Raw genomic sequence first — 17,550 nt, 5'->3', positions numbered from 1 at the left:
GGCGCCCATGAGCGGCACCGGCCGTGACCACACCTTCCAGGAGATCCGCGTACAGGCCCTGCGCACCCAGGAGTTCGAGTTCACGGAGCTGATCGAGACCAGGGGGCACGGGGACTTCGCCGAGCACGACCGCCGCCTGGAGGAGATCGCCCGCGAGGCGGCCGCCCGGGCGGCCTCGGAGACGGCACTGGTCCTCGTACCGCCCGTCGCCGCGCTCGAGGAGATGTCGCTGGACCTCGGCGACGGCGACGAGGACCTGCTGGAGGACGCGCGGGCCAACGCGGCCGACGGCGCCTACGAGCTCGCCCTGGAGCTGCTGGCCGAGTACCTGGGGGCGCATCCCGAGCACCAGGAGGGCCGGTATCTGCGCGCGTACTGCCTCTACCGGCTGGACGGGAAGAAGGCGACGAGCGAGCAGTGGGAGGCGCTGCGCATCCTGCGCCCGCTGCGCGACGAGGACGTACCGGACGAACTGCGCGAGCGGATCGCGGAGTTGCGCCGCGAACTGCGCCGCCGGCTCACCCCGCCGGAGATCGCCACGTACACCGAGAAGGTGCGCTCCGACCCGCCGGGCGCGCAGTCCCGGCTACAGGCCTTCCTGGAGCTGGCCCCGGAGGAGGGCACCCTCTCCTACCTCCTCGCCCTCGCCCAGGCGCAGGCGGGCAGGCTGGAACTGGCCCTCGACACCGCGGAGCGGGGCGCGGCCGAGGCGGAGGTCGACCGGGAGCAGGTGGCGGCGCTGGCCCGCAGGCTGCGGCTCGCGCTGCTCGGCACCCACGCGGCGCCGGCCGTGTCCGCGTTCAAGACCGGTGACCTCGACCGCGCCCGGCGCGAGTTGTTCCGCATGGACCCGCACTGGCGGCGCAGCACGGTCCTGGACGACTTCGACGCCTATCTCGCCCTGCTGATCAGCCGCCCGGGATGGCGGTCCGCGCCGCCCGCACCGCGCCTGAGCGCCGAGCGCGCCGAGGACCTCTACTCGCTGATCGCCGAGGACGACGGGCAGCACGCCTCGATGCTGATGCAGACCGGCCGCGCCGACCAGGCCGAGCGGCTGCTGGCCCACCTGCTGACCCTGCTCCCCCGGTTCGCCTGGCTCAACTTCCTCTACGCCGTCTGCCTCTACCGGCTGCGCCGCGACCCCGACCGGGCGGCGGCCTGCGCCGAGGTCGCCCGCACGGACCGGACGCTCGTCCAGGCCGGCGAGCTCCTTGAGGCGATCCGGAGCTGGCAGGAGGCCGTCGTCATCAACCCGGCGGTGGAGGAGTACCTCGCCGCCATGGAGTCGGTGCAGGGCGGAGTCTCCGTCGACCGGCTCGCGGCCCTGCGCCGGCGCCTGACCGCGCTGGAACGGCGGCTTCCCGTGCTGCGGGGGGCGGCCCGCACCGAGGGGGGCGCGCAGGTCGTACGGGAGTTCGGGCAGGCCATCGCCGACCGGCTGCGGGAGATCGACGAGGCCATGGTGGTGGGTGGCCTGTACGAGAAGTACGACCGCGTGATGTCCTCCGTCCAGGGCGGCATCAACGGCGCCGCGCAGGCGGACCGCCTCGACGGCTCCCTCGCCGCCCTCGCCACCGAGGTCAAGTCGGTGCGCAAGAACGCCAAGGGGAACGCCCGCGGCCAGCTCGACGAGCTGACGTCCCTGGTGACCAAGAGGCGCGGCGAGCTGGAAGGGGTGAAGGCCGCCATCCAGGTCTCCGACCTCGTCCGGCGCTTCAACGAGCTGGCCCAGCAAGGCCGTTACGCCAACCCGTACACCACGCGCGCCCAGCTGACCACCATCCTCCAGGAGGCACGGACACTGCACCGCCGCGCCAAGGGACAGCTGGACTCCCAGAGCCGGGAACTCCTCGACCAGCTGATCGCGACCATCTCCAGGACCCTGCGATGACGACGACGGAGAACCCCACCGAGCAGTGGGACGTGTTCATCAGCTACGCCCGCGAGGACTACATCCAGGCCAAGGACCTGCAGGACGCGCTCGGCGAGTACGTCACGGCCCGCGGGGCGGCGCCCAGGATCTACCTCGACGTGTCCCGCAAGGACGGCACGCCCCTGGGCGCGGACTGGCAGAGCTTCCTGGAGGACGCGCTCCCGCGCAGCCGCCATGTGGTGGCGCTCTACTCGCAGACGTACTTCGACAAGCCCATCTGCCAGTGGGAGCTGCACGAGGCGTACAACCTGAACCCGAAGGAGGGCGGGCGGCTCATCCCGCTGCTCATCGATCCGGGGGCCGTCGCGAAGGTGCCGTACATCGTGCACCGGATCAACTGGATCTCGACGAACCGGCCGCGCTGGATCGACGAGGTGGCGAAGGCCCTGGGCCTGCGCGCCGCCGAGAGCCGCACCGCCCTGCGGTTCGCCACGCCGCTGACCGACGCCGTCGCGGGTCACACCCTGCCACCGGTGACGGTCACCGGCTCGGCGCCCGGCGGCGCGACCCCGTGGCCGGCCGGCGGGACGATCACGGTCTCGGCGGAGCCCGCCGACGCCGGCCTGACGGGCACGCTCACGGCCCAGGTCACCAGGGACCGGGCGGTCTTCACCGACCTCGCCTTCGCCTCCGCTACATCCGGGGTACGGCTGGTGGCGACCGCCCCCGGCTGCGAACCGGTCACCAGCGAGCCCTTCGAGGTGCGGGCGCGCGAGGAGCGGCCGTCCTGGGACGAAGCGGACCGTCCTGTGGTCACCACACGCGGCCACCCGGTGTTCTTCCCCGACGGCCTCGGCCTCCTGGTGCGCGACGGGCGGGCCCTGACCGTCCTTTCGGAGGCGTACGAGGCGGTCGTCGGCGCGGAGTTGCGGGAGCGGCCGCGGCTGTGGGCGCACGGCGCGCGCTGTGTGGCGGTGGCCGACTGGTCGGGGCGGGTGATCCTGGCCGCTCCGGACGGGCGGATCCGGACGGTGGACCTCCCCGTCCGGCAGGGCGCGCGCTTCAACGTGCCGGGCGCGCTGGCCTTCGGCGCGGACGACGTGCTGTACGCCGGCACCTGGGCCGGGACCGTGTGGCGGCTGTCGCTCGACGCCGAGGAGCCGGAGCGGGTGCTCGAACACCGGGGCGGGGTCCAGGTGTTGGCGGACGGCGGCGAAGGCCTGCTGGTCGGCGGCCTGGACGGCGGGCTCGCCGTGTACCGGGGCGGCCGGGTGGCGGCCGAGCACACGCTGGAGCCGCTGCTGCTCGCCATGGCGCGGGTACGGGACTTCGCGCTGGTGGTCGGCGAGCGGCGCGTCCACCGGCTGGACCTGGCCGGCGGACGGCTCCTCCAGGTCGACCAGCCGGTCGGGCCGGTCACCGGCACACTGCCCGGCAGCCGGCTCACCGCCGTCATCGACGCCGGAGGCCAAGGTGTCTGCTTCGACGCCGAGTTGGCGGTACGGGCCGGGTTCCGCGGGGTGCCGGGGGCGCGGCCGGTGGCGGCCGGGCTCGGCGGGCGGCTGCTGGTGCTGGAGAACCCGGACGGCTCGCACGCCCTCGTGCGGGACGGCCGTACCACCTATGTGTCGGAGCACCCGATGACCGTCTCCGCGGACGGCGGGCGGGCGGCGGTGTCGGACGGCGAGCGGCTGCTGATCGTGCCGCCCGGGGAACTCGGCGGTACGGCGCCGGTGGAGGGCGGGCGGGCATGAGGACGCGCAGGGCGCTGGAGAACCGGCCCGATGTGCTGTGGCGGATGGTCGGCGGGCTGTGGTCCGACCTGGAGGCCGGACTGCCGCTCACGCAGGGGCAGTTGGACGCGGTCGTCGAGGGCTTCTTCCGGATCGGCGTGCACCCCGGCACCGACCCGGCGACCGCGCTGGTCCTCCTGGTCCGCGCTCACCGCCTGGACAGCGCGAACCCGAAACACCCGTACCACGTGGGCCTGTTGTACCTCCGCCACGGGCGCCCCGAGACGGCCGCCCGCTGGCTGACGGCGGCGGCCGCGCTCTCCCCCGCCAACCATCGCGTCTGGGCCCATCTGAGCCTGGCGCACCGGCAGTTGGACAAGGAGTCGGCAGGCGCGCCGGGCGGCGCCGGGGACCACCCGGACCACCGGAACCGGGCGGACACCATCGCCGCGACGATCCGCGAGGGCCGAGACGACTTCGACTCGGCGGAGGAGGAGACGGGGCCCGTACTGCCGCTGCTGCGGCCCGGGGAGTGCCGCTGGTCGGGCATCTTCGACATGGACGCCGACAGCAGGCTGCGCGACCGGACCACCACCCGCACCAGGGACGCGCTCGCCGGGGAACTGGAGAGCATCGCCGCGCTGTCGAAGCGCCGCGGGGGCGGGACGGCCGCGTTCACCGTCCTCGCCGTGCAGTGGATGGTGTACGGCTATCCGGCCGCGACGGTACGCCGGCTGGCGAAGCGGCTGCCGCCGGACGACGGGCCCGCGGCGCGGCTGCTCGGCCTGGTCTGCGACCTCTTCGAGACCGACCGTGCCGAACTCCCCGAGCGGCTCGCCGCCTGTCTGGCCGAGGGCCGGCTGCCCGAGCTGCTCACCGCGCTGATCCACCGGCAGCGGCTGCTGTGGCGCCCGCTCCGCTTCCCCGACCTGGGTGCGCACGCGGCGGCCCGCGCCTTCACCGACGGCGACCCGGCGCGGCACGTGACGGCTCTGAAGGCGGCGGCCAAGGAGCTCGGCGCGGGTCCGCCGGAGGCGATGGCGGACGTACCGCAGCCGGCCGGGGACACGGAGGGGGCGGCGGCGACGCCCGACGAGCGGCTCGCGGAGTGCGAGCAGTCCGCCGCGCGACTGCAGGAGTTGATCCAGGAGGCCAAGGCGCAGGCTCAGGCGCTGGCCAAGGGAAAGGTGGGCAGCGCGGAGGACTTCGCCCGGATGTCGGGGGACGGGGAGCTTCTGACGCGGCTGGTCGAGGGGCTGGAAGAGGTACGGACGGCGTGGCTGGACACCCTGAAACAGCTCACCGGCGCCGATCCGACCGGGCTGGTGATGCCGTTCGAGGAGTTCCAGAAGCGGGCGGAGGCATGCGAGGCGGAACTGCAGAAGCCGGCGACGACACTACGGAACATCCTGAAACGGGCCGACAAGAAACTGGCCGGAAAGAAGCCCGAGTTCGGCCATGCCCCGCCGGAGCCGTCGGAGCAGGCGGTGGCTCTGGAGGGGCGGGTGGCTGTGCTTCGGGGGGAAGGGGCGGCGGGGGGCGGGGAGTCGGCGGGCGGCGCGGCGTCGGCGGGCGGCGCGGCGTCGGCGGGGGCGACGGAGCCCGCGGGAGCGGAGTGGGCCGCGGGGGCATCGGCGCTCGCGCGAGTTGAGTCGGCCGCAGGGGCGGCAAAGCCCGCGGATCCGGGCTCGGCGGGTCGGCCTCGCGCCGCTGAGCCCGCATCTGCGGAGCGGTCCGACCAGCCACCTCACTCCCCCGAACCCACGCCCACAGACCCGACCAACCCACCCCACTCCCCCCAGCCCGCAGCCTCCACCCCGCCCACCCCGCCCGAACCCCCCGCCGACGCCACCCCCCGCCGGCGCGTCGCTCATGCCCTCGCGGTCGCTGAGGGGCGGCTCGAGGCCAACTTCGTCGAGGCCTGGCGGACGTTGGACGCCTATCCGGCGGAGTTGCGGCACCGGGACGCGGTCAGCCTGCTGCGGGCGTACGTCGGTGGGCATCAGGCGGAGGCCGATCAGCGGATGGGGCGTACGGTGGCCGCCCGGCGGCGTTGGAGCGCCATGCTCGCGGACGACCCGCTGGACACCGCCGTGCTGCGCAACCTCGCCGTGGCGCACACCACTTCGGGCGACCTGGGCCACGCCGCCCAGGCCTGGCGCCGCTATCTGGAGGCGCTGTACCTGCGCGACCTGCTGCACGGCGACATCCGCCGCGGCGCCGCCGAACGCGCCGAGGTGCACCGCGTCCTGGCCGGTTCCTTCGGCACCGCCCCGCTGTGCGCCGCGTCGACACAGGACCGCGAGTTCGAGGGCGACCTGCGGCAGGTACCGCCCGTGCTGGCCAGCCGCGGCAAGGTCACCCTCGCCACCACCCACCTGAGCCTGGAGGAGCTCAACCACACCCTCGCGCACCGCGGCCCCACGCTGCTGCTCGGCGTCGGCCGCTCGGTCGGCGAGACGGAACTGGCCGCCGCCCGGGACCGCCGTACGGCCGCCGTCGACACGGCCGTACAGGCGCTCCCCGCGAGGGTCCGGGAGCCGTACGCGAAGCTGTGCCGTGAGCTGATCGACGAGGCGTTCCGGGAAGCCTCGGAGACCGGGCGGCGCACCCGCCGGCCCGGCGACGAGGCCGAGGAGCAGGCGCACATGGAGTGGGTGCGCGGGCGGATCCTGTGGAAACTGCGGGTCACCAAGGCCATCACGGGCGCGCAGGCGGAATGGCCGCTGACCGAGTACTCCGGCGATGTCATCGGCAACCTGCGGCTCATCGACGCGCTGCCCCTCGACCCCGCGGACGAGACCGTCCTGCGCGCCGCCCAACTGCTGGGCGTACAGGGCGATCCCGCGGAGTTCGTGGCACAGCACAACCAACTCTCCGAGCTGGCGGGCGCGTTCGCGCTGCGGCGGATCATCGACGCGGCCGAGGAGACCAGATCGGGCCCGGTCACCAAGGACTTCCCGGACCGCTTCCGCCGTACCGCCCGCTCCTGGGGCCGTAACGCGGACGCCATCCTCGACCGCTACACGGACCGCCTAGACGACCCGGTCGACCTCTACTACCCGTCCGCCCGCTCGGCGTTCGGCGTCCTGGAGGCGTCCGCCGTGCCCACCGACGAGCGGGAGCGCGGCATCGTCACGGCCGCGGTGGCGGGCCTGGAGCGCTGGGTGGAACGGCTGCCCGGCGCCACCGGCCCCGCCCGCGCCCTGGCCCGGCTCCTGGGCAGCCTCGGCCGGCACGACGAGGCCCGGGAGGTACTGGTCAGGGCCCGGGACGAGGCGTTCAGCGAGCGCGGGCGGGAGAAGCTCGCCGTCTCGTTCGTACGGGACTCGATCGCGCGCGAGGAGTACGCGGAGGCGGTCGATCAGGTACGGGCACTGCTGGACGGCGGCTCGGACGACGAGCGGCTGCGCTATCTGCTCATCGAGGCCTACAACCACTGGATCAGCTCCGGGAAGCTGATCCCGACAGCGCGGCGGATCACCGAGGACTTCGCGCGCTGGACCGACGACGAGACCGTCCGCAGCCGCCGGGTGCTGGTCGTCGCGGCGGCCATGGCCCGGCACCGGGACCGCCCGGACGGCACCGGCGCCGACCGGCTCGCGGACGAGCTGCGCGCGGTGTACGAGGAGGATCAGGGCAACCTGGAGGCCCGCTACCACCTGGTGCACGCCCTGTACGGCGAGGCCTGGCAGCTGCGCGAACGCATCCGCGCCTCCTCGGGCGGCCTGCGCCGCACCCTGCGCGAGCAGCTCGACGCCGTGCGCGCGGAGTGCGAACGCCACGCCCTCGGTCTCATCGACAGGGGCACGGAGACAGAGACAAAGACAGAGACAGACACGGACACCAACACGGACACGCTCATGGACCCGGAACGGCGGGCGAAGATCCAGGAGATCCTGCAGAAGATACGGCCGGTACGGCCACAGGGATGATCCCGGACCCCGGACCCCGGATGCCGGATCCCGCGTCTCAGCTCTCGTGCGTCACGCTCACCCGCACCGTCAGCGAACCCCGGTTGTCCTGCGAGCAGTAACCGGCGGTGTCGTTCATGCCGAGTTGGAGGGTGCCGCTGCCGGCCGCCCGGAAGGTCAGGCCGCGACCGACGGTGTGCACGGGAGGGTTCTTGACTCCGGCGAGGACGGCCAGCAGCGCACCGAACGGCGCCGCCTTCTTGACCTTGCAGTCCTTCGCGCCGTCGAGCCGCTTGTCGGTCTGCGCGTCGTACCCGGCGGGCCCGGTCATGGGCATGTTCGCGGTCGCGGCCGTCCACTGCCCCGACACGAACCGCACGGCGACCTGGTCCCCGCGCCGCACGGACACCCCGGTCACCGCCTGCCACCCGGCCCCCGCCTGGACGACCTGGCTGACGGTCGTCGTCTCGGCCTTCGGCCCGTCCTCGAACGGCGGCCACCCGGCGAGAAACAGCCCTCCGACGGCCCCCGCCGCCAGCACCGCCGTACCCGCCAGGACCCACCGCAGCCGCCTCGGCCGCGCCGGCCGCCCTTCCGCGGACCGGAGCGACGTCGTGCCCCAGGCCGTCGGCACCGGCTCCCCGTGCGATACGGCCGCCTGCCGCCCGGCGGTCACGGTCTCCGCGTCGGCCACCGGGTCCGAGGCCCGGCGCACCCGCACGGTCGCGGGCGGCAGCGGCCCGGTGCCGGCCTGCCCCGCCGCGACGAGCCGCAGCTCGGCGCGGACCGCGCCCGCCGAGGGCCGCTCCTGCGGGGCCTTGCGCAGCAGCGCCTCGACGACGGGCCGCAGCGGGCCCAGCCGCTCGGGCAGCGCGGGTTCCTCGTACGCCACCGCGTGCAGCGTCGCGGGCGCGGCCGGCCGGCGGAACGGGGACTGCCCGCCGCAGACCGTGGCGAGGGTGACGCCGAGCGACCACAGGTCGGAGGCGGGTCCGGCCTCGGCTCCCGTCACCCGCTCGGGTGCCATGAACTCCAGGGAGCCGACGAGTTCGCCGGTGGTGGTGAGGAAGTCCCCGTCGTCCAGGGCCGCGATGCCGAAGTCGGTGAGCACGGCGTTGCCGTCGCGGCGCAGCAGGACGTTGGCGGGCTTGACGTCGCGGTGCAGGGCGCCGACGGCGTGTACGGCCTCCAGCGCGTCGAGCAGTTGCAGCCCGACGGCCGCCGTGTGCTCGGGCGGCAGTGGTCCGGTCTCCTCGACTCGGCGGGCCAGCGAGGGCCCTTCGACGAGCTCCATGACGATCCACAGCCGGTCCTCGGCCTCGACCAGGTCGTGCACCCCGACCACATGCGGATGCGGCACCCGCGCGACGGCCCGCGCCTCCCGGATCGCCCGACGCAGCCGCACCCGATGCTCCTCGTCGCCGAGGCTCAGGATGTGCAGTTCCTTGACGGCCACCGGGCGGTCCAGCACCTGGTCGTGGGCGCGCCAGACCGTGCCCATGCCGCCCCGGCCGAGCACCTCGTACAGCAGGTACCGATCGGCGATCAGTCGCTGCGCACCGCGTTCGGAACCCGTCGTCACACGCCGGTCGCCCTCTTCGGATATCACGCGCTCGCTCACGTTTCCTTCCCGGCGGAACCGCACGCCCGCCGGCAGTCGTCCGTTCGAACGGCCCGAGCATAGCGAGCGCTTGCGGGTCACGGTCCGTCAACTGCCTTGTGGCAAAGGACTCTTGAACGATGCCTCGCCTAAGACTTACGGCGGTTCCGCCACCAGGTGACCAACCAGAGGATGTTGACGCCGCCCAGGGTGACGAGTACGGCCGCCGAGTCGGCGTTGCCGGCGAGGCCGTGGCCCGGTCCCAGGCCGCGGGCCGCGCGGAGGAGCAGGGTGATGTCGGCGGGGAGGGTCACGACGGCCATGAAGGTCAGGCAGGCGATGGTGCCGAGGACGAGGACGACGCTGTAGACGCGGACGGCCCGGCGCTCGTGCGGGGGCAGCCGGATGCTCGGGTCGGTGCCGCTCTCGCGGCGCAGCGCTCGCCGGGCCAGGTGGCGGGCGTGGGCGAGACCGTCGCCGTACAGGTTCCGGCAGCCCGTGAGGTCCTGGAGGACGAAGTACAGGTCGGTGCGGGTGAACACCATGCACTGGAAGGGCAACGGCATCAGGGCCAACAACAGGGCCGCGGCCAGGACGCGGTGGAACGTCGTGCCGGTGTCGGTGGCGGCGAGGACCAGGACGAGGGCCGACGCGACGGAGAGGTTGAGGGCGATGCCGGCCAGGTAGGCCGTCAAACGGTGGCGGCGAGGGGCGAGTTCGATGCCGCTGATGTCGGTCTGCATGACGAGGAACTGGAGCCGGGTGCCGAGCCGCATCCGCCCCGGCACGCCGGCGGCCCGGGCGGTGACGAGGTGCGCCAGCTCGTGCGCGTACAACAGGACCCACCCGATGGCGGCCCCGGTGAGCAGGACCAGGCTGCCGTGCGGGCTCCAGAGCAGGTCGCGGTAGCCGGGGAGCAGGTCGGGACGGCGGGCCAGGACGACGAGGGCGGCCGTGAGCAGCGCCGCGAAGAGCACGGGAAGCATGGGGTGCAGCGCGAAACGGACGGATCGGGGACGCAGCCACGGCAGGGACGCGCGCGGCGCCGCGACGTCCGGGACGGCCACGTCCCCGATCCGGGCCACAAACCCCAGGGCGGCCAGGCCCCGTACGAAGTCCGGGATGTCGAGTTCCTCGCCGGTCTCGTCCCACAGCACTTCGGCCGTACGGGCCACGCTGAGCCCCGCGCCGAGCAGCTCCACGGCACGCGCGCCGGCGGCGGGGAGGGCGACGAAGGTGCGGCTGGCCATACGACCGACGATCCACTCGTCACCGTCACGCCGTACGCCGAGGTCGTGGAGGAGGACACGGGTGGACGGGTCGATGCGGGGTGGCTTCTCGGCGGCGGTGTCGGTCACGACGTGTCCTCGGCGGCGGTGTGGGTCACGACGCGTCCTTGGCGGCGGGGTGGGTCGCAACGGGTCCTCGGCGATGGGCTCGGCCACGAAGGGTCCTCGGCAGCGGGCTCGCCCACGACGCATCCTCGGCAGCGATATCGGACACGAACGGTCCTCGGCAGCGATGTCGGACACGACGCGTCCTAGGCGATGGGCTCACCCACGACGCATCCTCCGCGGCGGGCTCGCCCACGACGCGCCCTCGGCGGCGATGTCGCCCACGACGCATCCTCGGCGACGGGCTCGCCCACGACCCACCCTCGGCAGCGATGGCAGTCATAGGGTTTCCCGTGCGCCTGGATCGCCGCAGGCGGGGCAGTCCGGTCGGCGCTCCGAGCGTTGCAGGATCCCGTCGCCCGGTGTCATGAGGTTGAGGCCGAACCGGCAGCCCGGCTCGACCGGCGGAATCCCGCACAGCAGCATGAGCGCCGCATGGGCGAGCAGGCTGCCGGACAGCCCCGCGGTCACGGCGTTGACCGGGTTCCACGGCATCCGGGGCGAGGCGACGTCCTCGTCCTGGCCGGGCGCGAGCCGCAGATCGCGCCGCTCGATCTCGGCGGCCCGCAGACACTCCCAGCACGCTCCCCGCCCGGGCGCGAAGACCCCGACGCTCACCAGCGGCCCCCGATAACCGGCCTCGGCCCACGCCGTACCGGAGGCGAGACACACCTGGTTGGCCCACCGCCGGATCACGGCGGGCCGATCGGCCGCAAGAAGCAGCACGTCGTACGCCGCTCCCGCGCCGGAACCGTCGAAGCCGCCGGGATTACCCGACCCGCCGAAGGCACCCGAATCACCGACCCCGCCCAAACCACCGAGAGCACCCGAACCAGCGCCCCCGCCCAAACCACCGGCCAGCAGTTCCTCCAGGTCCCCCACCCCCCGCACCACCCGCCGCTCCCCCGTGACCCTGACGTCCGAGTTCAGCGCCCGCAGTGCCGTCAACGCCGCGTCGATCTTGGGTGTGCCGAGATCCCGTTCCCGGAAGAGGGTCTGCCGGTTGAGGTTGGAGAGTTCGACGACGTCCGGCTCGACGCAGTGCAGCAGCCCGACCCCGGACGCCACCAGATCCCGCGCGGCCGCACCCCCCGTCCCTCCGACCCCGATCAGCAGGACCCGCGCCCGCCGCAACCGCACCTGCGGCTCCCACGCGCTCTCCCTGGGCCGGAGATCCATCCAGCGCATCAGGGTCATGCCCCTGCCGTACCGCTCGCGTTCCCGCTCCGTCAGCTCGGCCGGCGGCGCGGCACCGGCGTCCTCGACGTACCCGGCGGTGGTGAGGTCGGTGACCGCCTGGCGGATGTCCGCCTCCGGCAGCCGCAGTTCGGGATGGCGACGGGACACCTCGGCCACGACGTCGCCCACACCCCGCGTACCGTCCATGGCCTCGACCAGCGTCCACACCCAGCCGTCGGGATCCTTGACCTCGGCCCCGATGCCGTGGACGACGCTCCCGATCCGGACATGGCCGTCGACGGTCCGGTAGGCCCGGTGCTCCGGCTTGATCCGAGGCCGTCGTACCGCGTGCACCGTCATCTTCACGCCAATCTCGTGAACATCAACTACCCGGAGAACAACGGACGTTGACAAGCGTCACCGGCTGAGCGAACTCTGGCAAGAGCACATCGACCACGGCACGTCCCAGCCACCAACGGGAGGACAGGGCATGGCGAACAAGATCGAGATCCGTCCGCTGGACAAGAAGGAGACCACCAGCGACAGCGGTGGCAACGGCGGCTCCTGATCAGCCGCGAATGCCGGACGAGAACCTGGACCGGTATCCGGACGAGAACCTGGACCGGTATCTGACGGTCGAGGAAGTGGCCGACTCGGCACGGCAGTTGGTCTCCCGGCACCCGGGAACCGCCCGCCTGCGCCGGGTCGGCACGTCCCGTGCGGGCCGCCCGATCGAGATGCTGTCCGTGGGGCACGGCCCGCACCACGTCCTGGTGGTGGCCCGCCCGCACCCCGACGAACCGGTCGGCGGCACGACGGCACTGGCCCTGGCGAACCGGGTGGCAGGCGGCGACGGCGGGTCACCGGCGACGGACCCCGCCCGCACCACCTGGAACATCGTCCTGTGCCTCGATCCGGACGGCGCGGCCCTGAGCAAGGGCGTCGAGACGGCGACGGCGACCCCCGCCCCCACCCTCCACGACTACTACCGCACGGCCTTCCGCCCGATCGCGGCGGAGCAGCCGGAGTGGGCCCCGATCGAGTCGCGCCAACTCCCGGAGACCCAGGCCCTGTTCGCGGTGATCGACGAACTGCGCCCGTTCCTCCAGTGCTCCCTGCACAGCGTCGAAGCAGGCGGCACCTGGGTCCAGTTGACCGACGCGCTCCCTGAACTGCCGTCCCCTTTCCGCGCGTTCGCCACGGAACTCGGCATCCCGGTCCAGCTCGGCACCTTCGACGCCCTGTACTGGGAGAACCCGGCCCCCGGCATCCACGTCCTGCCCCCACCGCACAGCACGGCCCGCCTGGCACCCGGCTCGGAGAACATCGGCCTGTCCACGTGGTGCGCGCCCCAGCGGTACGGCGGGATCACCGCGATCGTCGAAGTCCCCATGTGGGCAACGGACATGGCCGGGGACCCGGCCCCGCACCCGGAGCCCGTACCGGCCCTGCGCGAGCTGGCCGGGCTGGTCCGGGACGGCGGCCGGCAGGTGACCACGGTCCTGGACAAGGCGCGCGCCTTCCTGCCCCCGCCCGAGACCGACGCGTCCCGACGGGTACTGGAGTGGATGGCCGACGGCCTGTACGACCTGGTCGCCACCTCGTGGGAGCAACTCACCCGTCGGCCCACCCCGTACCCCCTGCCGAAGGCCCAGATCTGCGCCCTGGACATCGTGGCCCGCCGCCAGCCCCTCCGCGCGGCAGGCCTCCTCCTGCGCCTCCTGCACGCGGCGCCCGACCCGGCGGCCCCGGCCCTCCACCACGACCTCAACGACCTCTACACCAGCTGGTGCACCTCCTTCGAATCCGCCCTGCGGCTGCGCTGGGTACCGGTACACGCCCAGGTGGAACTCCAGTCCCGCACGGTGGTGGCGGCAGCGGCGAGCGCGCTGCGCGCGCAGATGCCGTAACATCAACTTCCCTTCTCCACCGGCCACTTACCTCCCCGGAACTGCCCGCATGCCAGACAGAGACACGGCGGACACCAGCGACTCCCCGGACACCGGCGGCTCTCCGGACACCAGCGACTCCCCGGACACCAGCGGCTCCCCGGCAACCGGCGCCACCGCGGACAGCCACGACACGGCGGACTCCGGCCCGCGCCCGTCCTCCCTCCTGGGTGACGTGATCGAGGGCCTCTTCCCCGACGCGGCCGACCCGGACCGCCGCCGACGGAACCGGAAGATCCTCATCAGAGTGGCCTGGGTGGCCGTCAGCTCGCTCGTGCTGTTCCTGCTCACGAAGGGCGTCGACCAGCTCTCCTCGGAGCACGACGCGCGGGTGGCGAGCGAGGCCGACGACAAGGTCGACCGGGAGGGCCCCGCCTTCACCGCGAGCGTCCGGCAGGACACCCAGTACGCCGAGGCCTCCCTCTTCGACGCCCCGTTCACCGACGCCGAGAAGCGGCAGGTCGTCGGTCCGCCGCACGACCTGGGGCCGTTCAGCACGGCCCACCACGCCCGCCCGGTCTTCTACTCCGACGTCTGGCACCCCTCGATCCGCGGGGACTGGTGGGGCTACTCCGAGGCCTGGCTGGTCGACCTCATCAGCGACCGCAAGGCCGCCCTGGCCGTCAACGGCATGCGCATGAAGGACGTCACCTGCACCCCGGCCAAGGCCGACACGGTGATCGTCTCGCGCGGTGAGGGCGAGGGCAGCTACGCCGGAGTCCTCTTCGACGTCAACCGCTCCACCAGCGTCCCCGTGATCACCGGCAGCGAGGAAAAGCACTACGGCGAGCCGTACTTCACCCAGAAGAAGATCGACCTGGGCAACGGCGCCACCCCCGGCGGCCTCCGCATCCAGGTCACCTCCGGTACGAAGGACTGCACCTGGAAGGCCTTCGAGGTCACCTACGTCGACTCGAAGGGCACGCACACCCAGGACATCACGAACAACGGAAAGCCCTTCAGCGTGCACGGCATCGCGCAACACCCCAAGCAGATCTACGAGTTCAGCGTCAACGGCATCAAGGAGTGCGCTCCGCAGGAGCACGGGCAGTACACCTGCCCGGAGGATGACAAGAAGTGACCGGAGTGAGCACCTGGGGACGGAGCCTCACCGCGGCGGGAATCCGTGAGCCCCGCCTCCGCGACGACTACACCCGCGGGCGCCGGCTGGTGTCCCGCTTCCGCCGGAGCTCCTATCTGGCGGCCCGGCTGCTGCTGCCCCCGCCGACGCTGCCGCACGTGGTGGCCGCGACCGCTTTCATGCACCACGGGGACAACCTCCTGGACACCGGCCCGAAGCGGCAGCGGATCGAGGCCTGGGCCTCCTGGGAGCAACGCGTACGCAAGGCCCTGGCCCGGGGCACGGCCGACGAACCGCTGATCCGCGCGCTGCTCCACACGGTCACCGCGTACCCACGGCTCCACGGCACGGTGGAGGAGTACCTCGCCACCGCCCACACCGACCTGGACTTCACCGGCTTCGTCTCCGAGGCCGACTTCCAGTCCTACGTCGACGCCTACTCCCTCCCCTCCTTCATGCTCGTCGCCACCCTCCTGGGCCCGGAGCGGGACGACGACGGCCGCTACCGGGCGATGTGCCGGACCCTCATGGCCGGCAGCCAACGCCTGGACTTCGTCAACGACCTCGCCGAGGACACCGCGGAGGGCCGACCGGGCATCCCGTCCGAGACACTGGAGCGCTTCTCCCTCACCCCCGCGGACCTCACCCCGGGCCACGACTCCCCGGGCCTGCGCGAGCTTCTGACCCACGAGATCGAGACGGCCCGCACCGACCTCCGCAGGGCCCAGGAACTCGGCGCCCGGCTCCCACCCCTCAACCAGTCCCTGCTGAGGGCCTTCACCGAGATCGAACTCCGCACAGCCGACGCGGCACTGACCCACGGCCCGGCCCTCCTCCACGGCCCCGCCCGCCCACCGCTCCTGGCCACGCTACGAATCCTGCACAGACAACGCCGTCACTGACCGACGTCCCCCAGCGGCTGCACGGACGTGACAAGTCACCCGCTACACGTTGAAGCGGAACTCCACCACATCCCCGTCCTGCATCACGTAGTCCTTGCCCTCCATCCGCGCCTTCCCCTTCGCGCGGGCCTCCGCCACCGAGCCGGTCTCCACCAGGTCCTCGAAGGAGATGACCTCCGCCTTGATGAAGCCCTTCTGGAAGTCGGTGTGGATGACGCCGGCCGCCTCGGGGGCCGTGGCGCCCTTCTTGATGGTCCAGGCGCGGGATTCCTTGGGGCCGGCCGTGAGGTAGGTCTGCAGGCCGAGGGTGTTGAAGCCGACGCGGGCGAGGGTGGTCAGGCCCGGCTCCTCGGCGCCCACCGACTCCAGGAGCTCCATCGCGTCCTCCTCGTCGAGCTCGGCGAGGTCCGCCTCCAGCTTGGCGTTGAGGAAGATCGCCTCGGCGGGGGCGACCAGGGCACGCTGCTCGGCCTTGAAGTCGTCGTCGACCAGTTCGTCCTCGTCGACGTTGAAGACATAGAGGAAGGGCTTGGTGGTCAGGAGGTGCAGGTCGTGGAGGAGTTCCTCGTTGCCGGAGCCCTGGACGATGCCTGCAGAGAAGAGGGTGTCGCCCTTCTCCAGGATCGCCTTCGCGGCCTCGACCGCCGCCACCTTGGGCGCCACGTCCTTCTTGATCCGCGACTCCTTCTGCAGGCGCGGCAGGACCTTCTCGATGGTCTGGAGGTCGGCGAGGATCAGCTCGGTGTTGATCGTCTCGATGTCGTCCTTCGGCGAGACCTTGCCGTCGACGTGCACGACGTTCGCGTCCTTGAAGGCGCGGATGACCTGGCAGATCGCGTCGGACTCGCGGATGTTCGCGAGGAACTTGTTGCCCAGGCCCTCGCCCTCGGAGGCGCCCTTCACGATGCCCGCGATGTCGACGAAGTCGACCGTCGCCGGGAGGATGCGCTGCGAGGAGAAGATTTCGGCCAGTTTCGTCAGGCGCGGGTCCGGGACACCGACCACGCCCACGTTCGGCTCGATCGTGGCGAACGGGTAGTTGGCCGCGAGCACGTCGTTCTTGGTGAGGGCGTTGAACAGGGTCGACTTGCCGACATTCGGCAGACCGACGATTCCGATCGTGAGCGACACGTTGCGACTTCCCGTAGTGAGAGGGCCAGGGGGCCGGTGCCCGTACCGGGCGGGCCAGAGGGCCGGCGGGCCGACCGATCCCCCAGTTTACGGGCTGACCGGCCCCGCCCCGCCGGGCCTCTCGAACGCATGGCCAAGGTCTGTCCTACGGCGTGTCTGAAGGGCGATTCGACACATAAACCGACCTAAGTTGGTCGGGTGGAGCAACACAGGACGCGACCCCCGCACAACGGAACGCGACGCGGCACCCCTCCGCTGCCCCCGCAGGCGGCCCGCGGCGGCGCACGCCCGGCGACGGGCCGCCCGGCCGCCCGTCCCGCAGGGGTACGGCAACCCGGTCCCCCGCCGGCCGAGCGGGTACGGCGGCTGCCGAACCCCCGGCTGACCGGGCTGGGCGGCGGCCTGTTCTGCGGGGCCGCGATGTTCGTCCTCGGCGGCCTGGACGCGCTGCTGTTCGGGGCCTCACCGACGGTGTACGGCGTGCTGTTCCTGCCGGTGTGCGTCCTGACCGCGCTGTGGGTGCGCAAGGGCGACCTGGTGACCGCCCCCGTCGTCGTACCGATCGCCTTCGCGGTGGGCCTGCTCCCCGTGGCCGAGAGCGGCGGCGGCCTGGCGGGCCGCCTGATGGGCCTGGTGACGGCACTGGCCACCCAGGCCGGCTGGCTCTACGGCGGCACGCTCGTCGCGGGCGTGATCGTGTCCGTGCGCAAGATCACCCTGATGCGCCGCCAGGTCGCCCGGCGCCGCCCGCCGAGGGCCTGACCCGGCGATCCCGGGACTCGTCCCGGCCGAGT

General features: G+C 72.8%; 11 protein-coding genes. 7 read left to right on the top strand and 4 right to left on the bottom strand.

The genetic code is table 11. The annotated features are described in order from the left end of the window. The first annotated feature begins 7 nt into the window (after nucleotides 1–7). From MQP27_RS17145 to MQP27_RS17135, 3 genes are read left to right on the top strand one after another with little or no spacing between them, the layout of a single operon-like run. Nucleotides 8–1,891, top strand: coding sequence for a tetratricopeptide repeat protein (locus MQP27_RS17145; RefSeq protein ID WP_242766051.1), 1,884 nt, complete (start codon nucleotides 8–10; stop codon nucleotides 1,889–1,891). Then, on the top strand, nucleotides 1,888–3,627 hold the full coding sequence (locus MQP27_RS17140; RefSeq protein ID WP_242766050.1) for a TIR domain-containing protein: 1,740 nt from the start codon (nucleotides 1,888–1,890) through the stop codon (nucleotides 3,625–3,627). The genes MQP27_RS17145 and MQP27_RS17140 overlap by 4 nt, the downstream gene beginning before the upstream one ends. Next, entirely contained in the window at nucleotides 3,624–7,541 is a 3,918-nt protein-coding gene (locus tag MQP27_RS17135) for a tetratricopeptide repeat protein (RefSeq protein ID WP_242766049.1), read from the top strand. The genes MQP27_RS17140 and MQP27_RS17135 overlap by 4 nt, the downstream gene beginning before the upstream one ends. Nucleotides 7,542–7,578: 37 nt before the next feature. On the opposite strand, the gene MQP27_RS17130 is transcribed toward MQP27_RS17135, so the two are convergent. From MQP27_RS17130 to MQP27_RS17120, 3 genes are all read right to left on the bottom strand, one after another. Next, the gene (locus tag MQP27_RS17130; protein ID WP_242766048.1) at nucleotides 7,579–9,141 is read right to left on the bottom strand and encodes a serine/threonine-protein kinase; all 1,563 of its coding nucleotides are present in this window, start codon (nucleotides 9,139–9,141) and stop codon (nucleotides 7,579–7,581) included. Nucleotides 9,142–9,269: 128 nt separating this feature from the next. Continuing rightward, nucleotides 9,270–10,478 carry a hypothetical protein gene (locus tag MQP27_RS17125; protein WP_242766047.1) on the bottom strand — a complete coding sequence of 403 codons (1,209 nt, stop codon included), beginning with the start codon at nucleotides 10,476–10,478 and terminating at the stop codon, nucleotides 9,270–9,272. 315 nt (nucleotides 10,479–10,793) lie between these two features. After that, nucleotides 10,794–12,053, bottom strand: coding sequence for a HesA/MoeB/ThiF family protein (locus MQP27_RS17120; protein ID WP_242766526.1), 1,260 nt, complete (start codon nucleotides 12,051–12,053; stop codon nucleotides 10,794–10,796). A 257-nt stretch (nucleotides 12,054–12,310) separates the two neighbouring features. Between MQP27_RS17120 and MQP27_RS17115 the strand changes: the two genes are divergently transcribed. From MQP27_RS17115 to MQP27_RS17105, 3 genes are read left to right on the top strand one after another with little or no spacing between them, the layout of a single operon-like run. After that, nucleotides 12,311–13,603, top strand: a complete 1,293-nt coding sequence (locus MQP27_RS17115; RefSeq protein ID WP_242766525.1) for a M14 family zinc carboxypeptidase — start codon at nucleotides 12,311–12,313, stop codon at nucleotides 13,601–13,603. Nucleotides 13,604–13,652: 49 nt separating this feature from the next. Continuing rightward, nucleotides 13,653–14,723, top strand: coding sequence for a hypothetical protein (locus MQP27_RS17110; RefSeq protein ID WP_242766046.1), 1,071 nt, complete (start codon nucleotides 13,653–13,655; stop codon nucleotides 14,721–14,723). 5 nt (nucleotides 14,724–14,728) lie between these two features. Then, nucleotides 14,729–15,625, top strand: a complete 897-nt coding sequence (locus MQP27_RS17105; protein ID WP_242766045.1) for a squalene/phytoene synthase family protein — start codon at nucleotides 14,729–14,731, stop codon at nucleotides 15,623–15,625. A 42-nt stretch (nucleotides 15,626–15,667) separates the two neighbouring features. Here MQP27_RS17105 and ychF read toward each other — a convergent pair whose 3' ends face one another. Beyond that, nucleotides 15,668–16,756 carry a redox-regulated ATPase YchF gene (gene ychF, locus MQP27_RS17100; RefSeq protein WP_242766044.1) on the bottom strand — a complete coding sequence of 363 codons (1,089 nt, stop codon included), beginning with the start codon at nucleotides 16,754–16,756 and terminating at the stop codon, nucleotides 15,668–15,670. A 198-nt stretch (nucleotides 16,757–16,954) separates the two neighbouring features. Between ychF and MQP27_RS17095 the strand changes: the two genes are divergently transcribed. Next, complete coding sequence (locus MQP27_RS17095; RefSeq protein ID WP_242766043.1) at nucleotides 16,955–17,518, top strand: DUF6542 domain-containing protein; 564 nt, start codon at nucleotides 16,955–16,957, stop codon at nucleotides 17,516–17,518. The last annotated feature ends 32 nt before the right edge of the window (nucleotides 17,519–17,550 follow it).

Source organism: Streptomyces cylindrosporus, from assembly GCF_022698165.1.
GTDB classification, from domain to species: domain Bacteria; phylum Actinomycetota; class Actinomycetes; order Streptomycetales; family Streptomycetaceae; genus Streptomyces; species Streptomyces cylindrosporus.
This window is presented reverse-complemented; position numbering and strand designations above follow the sequence as displayed.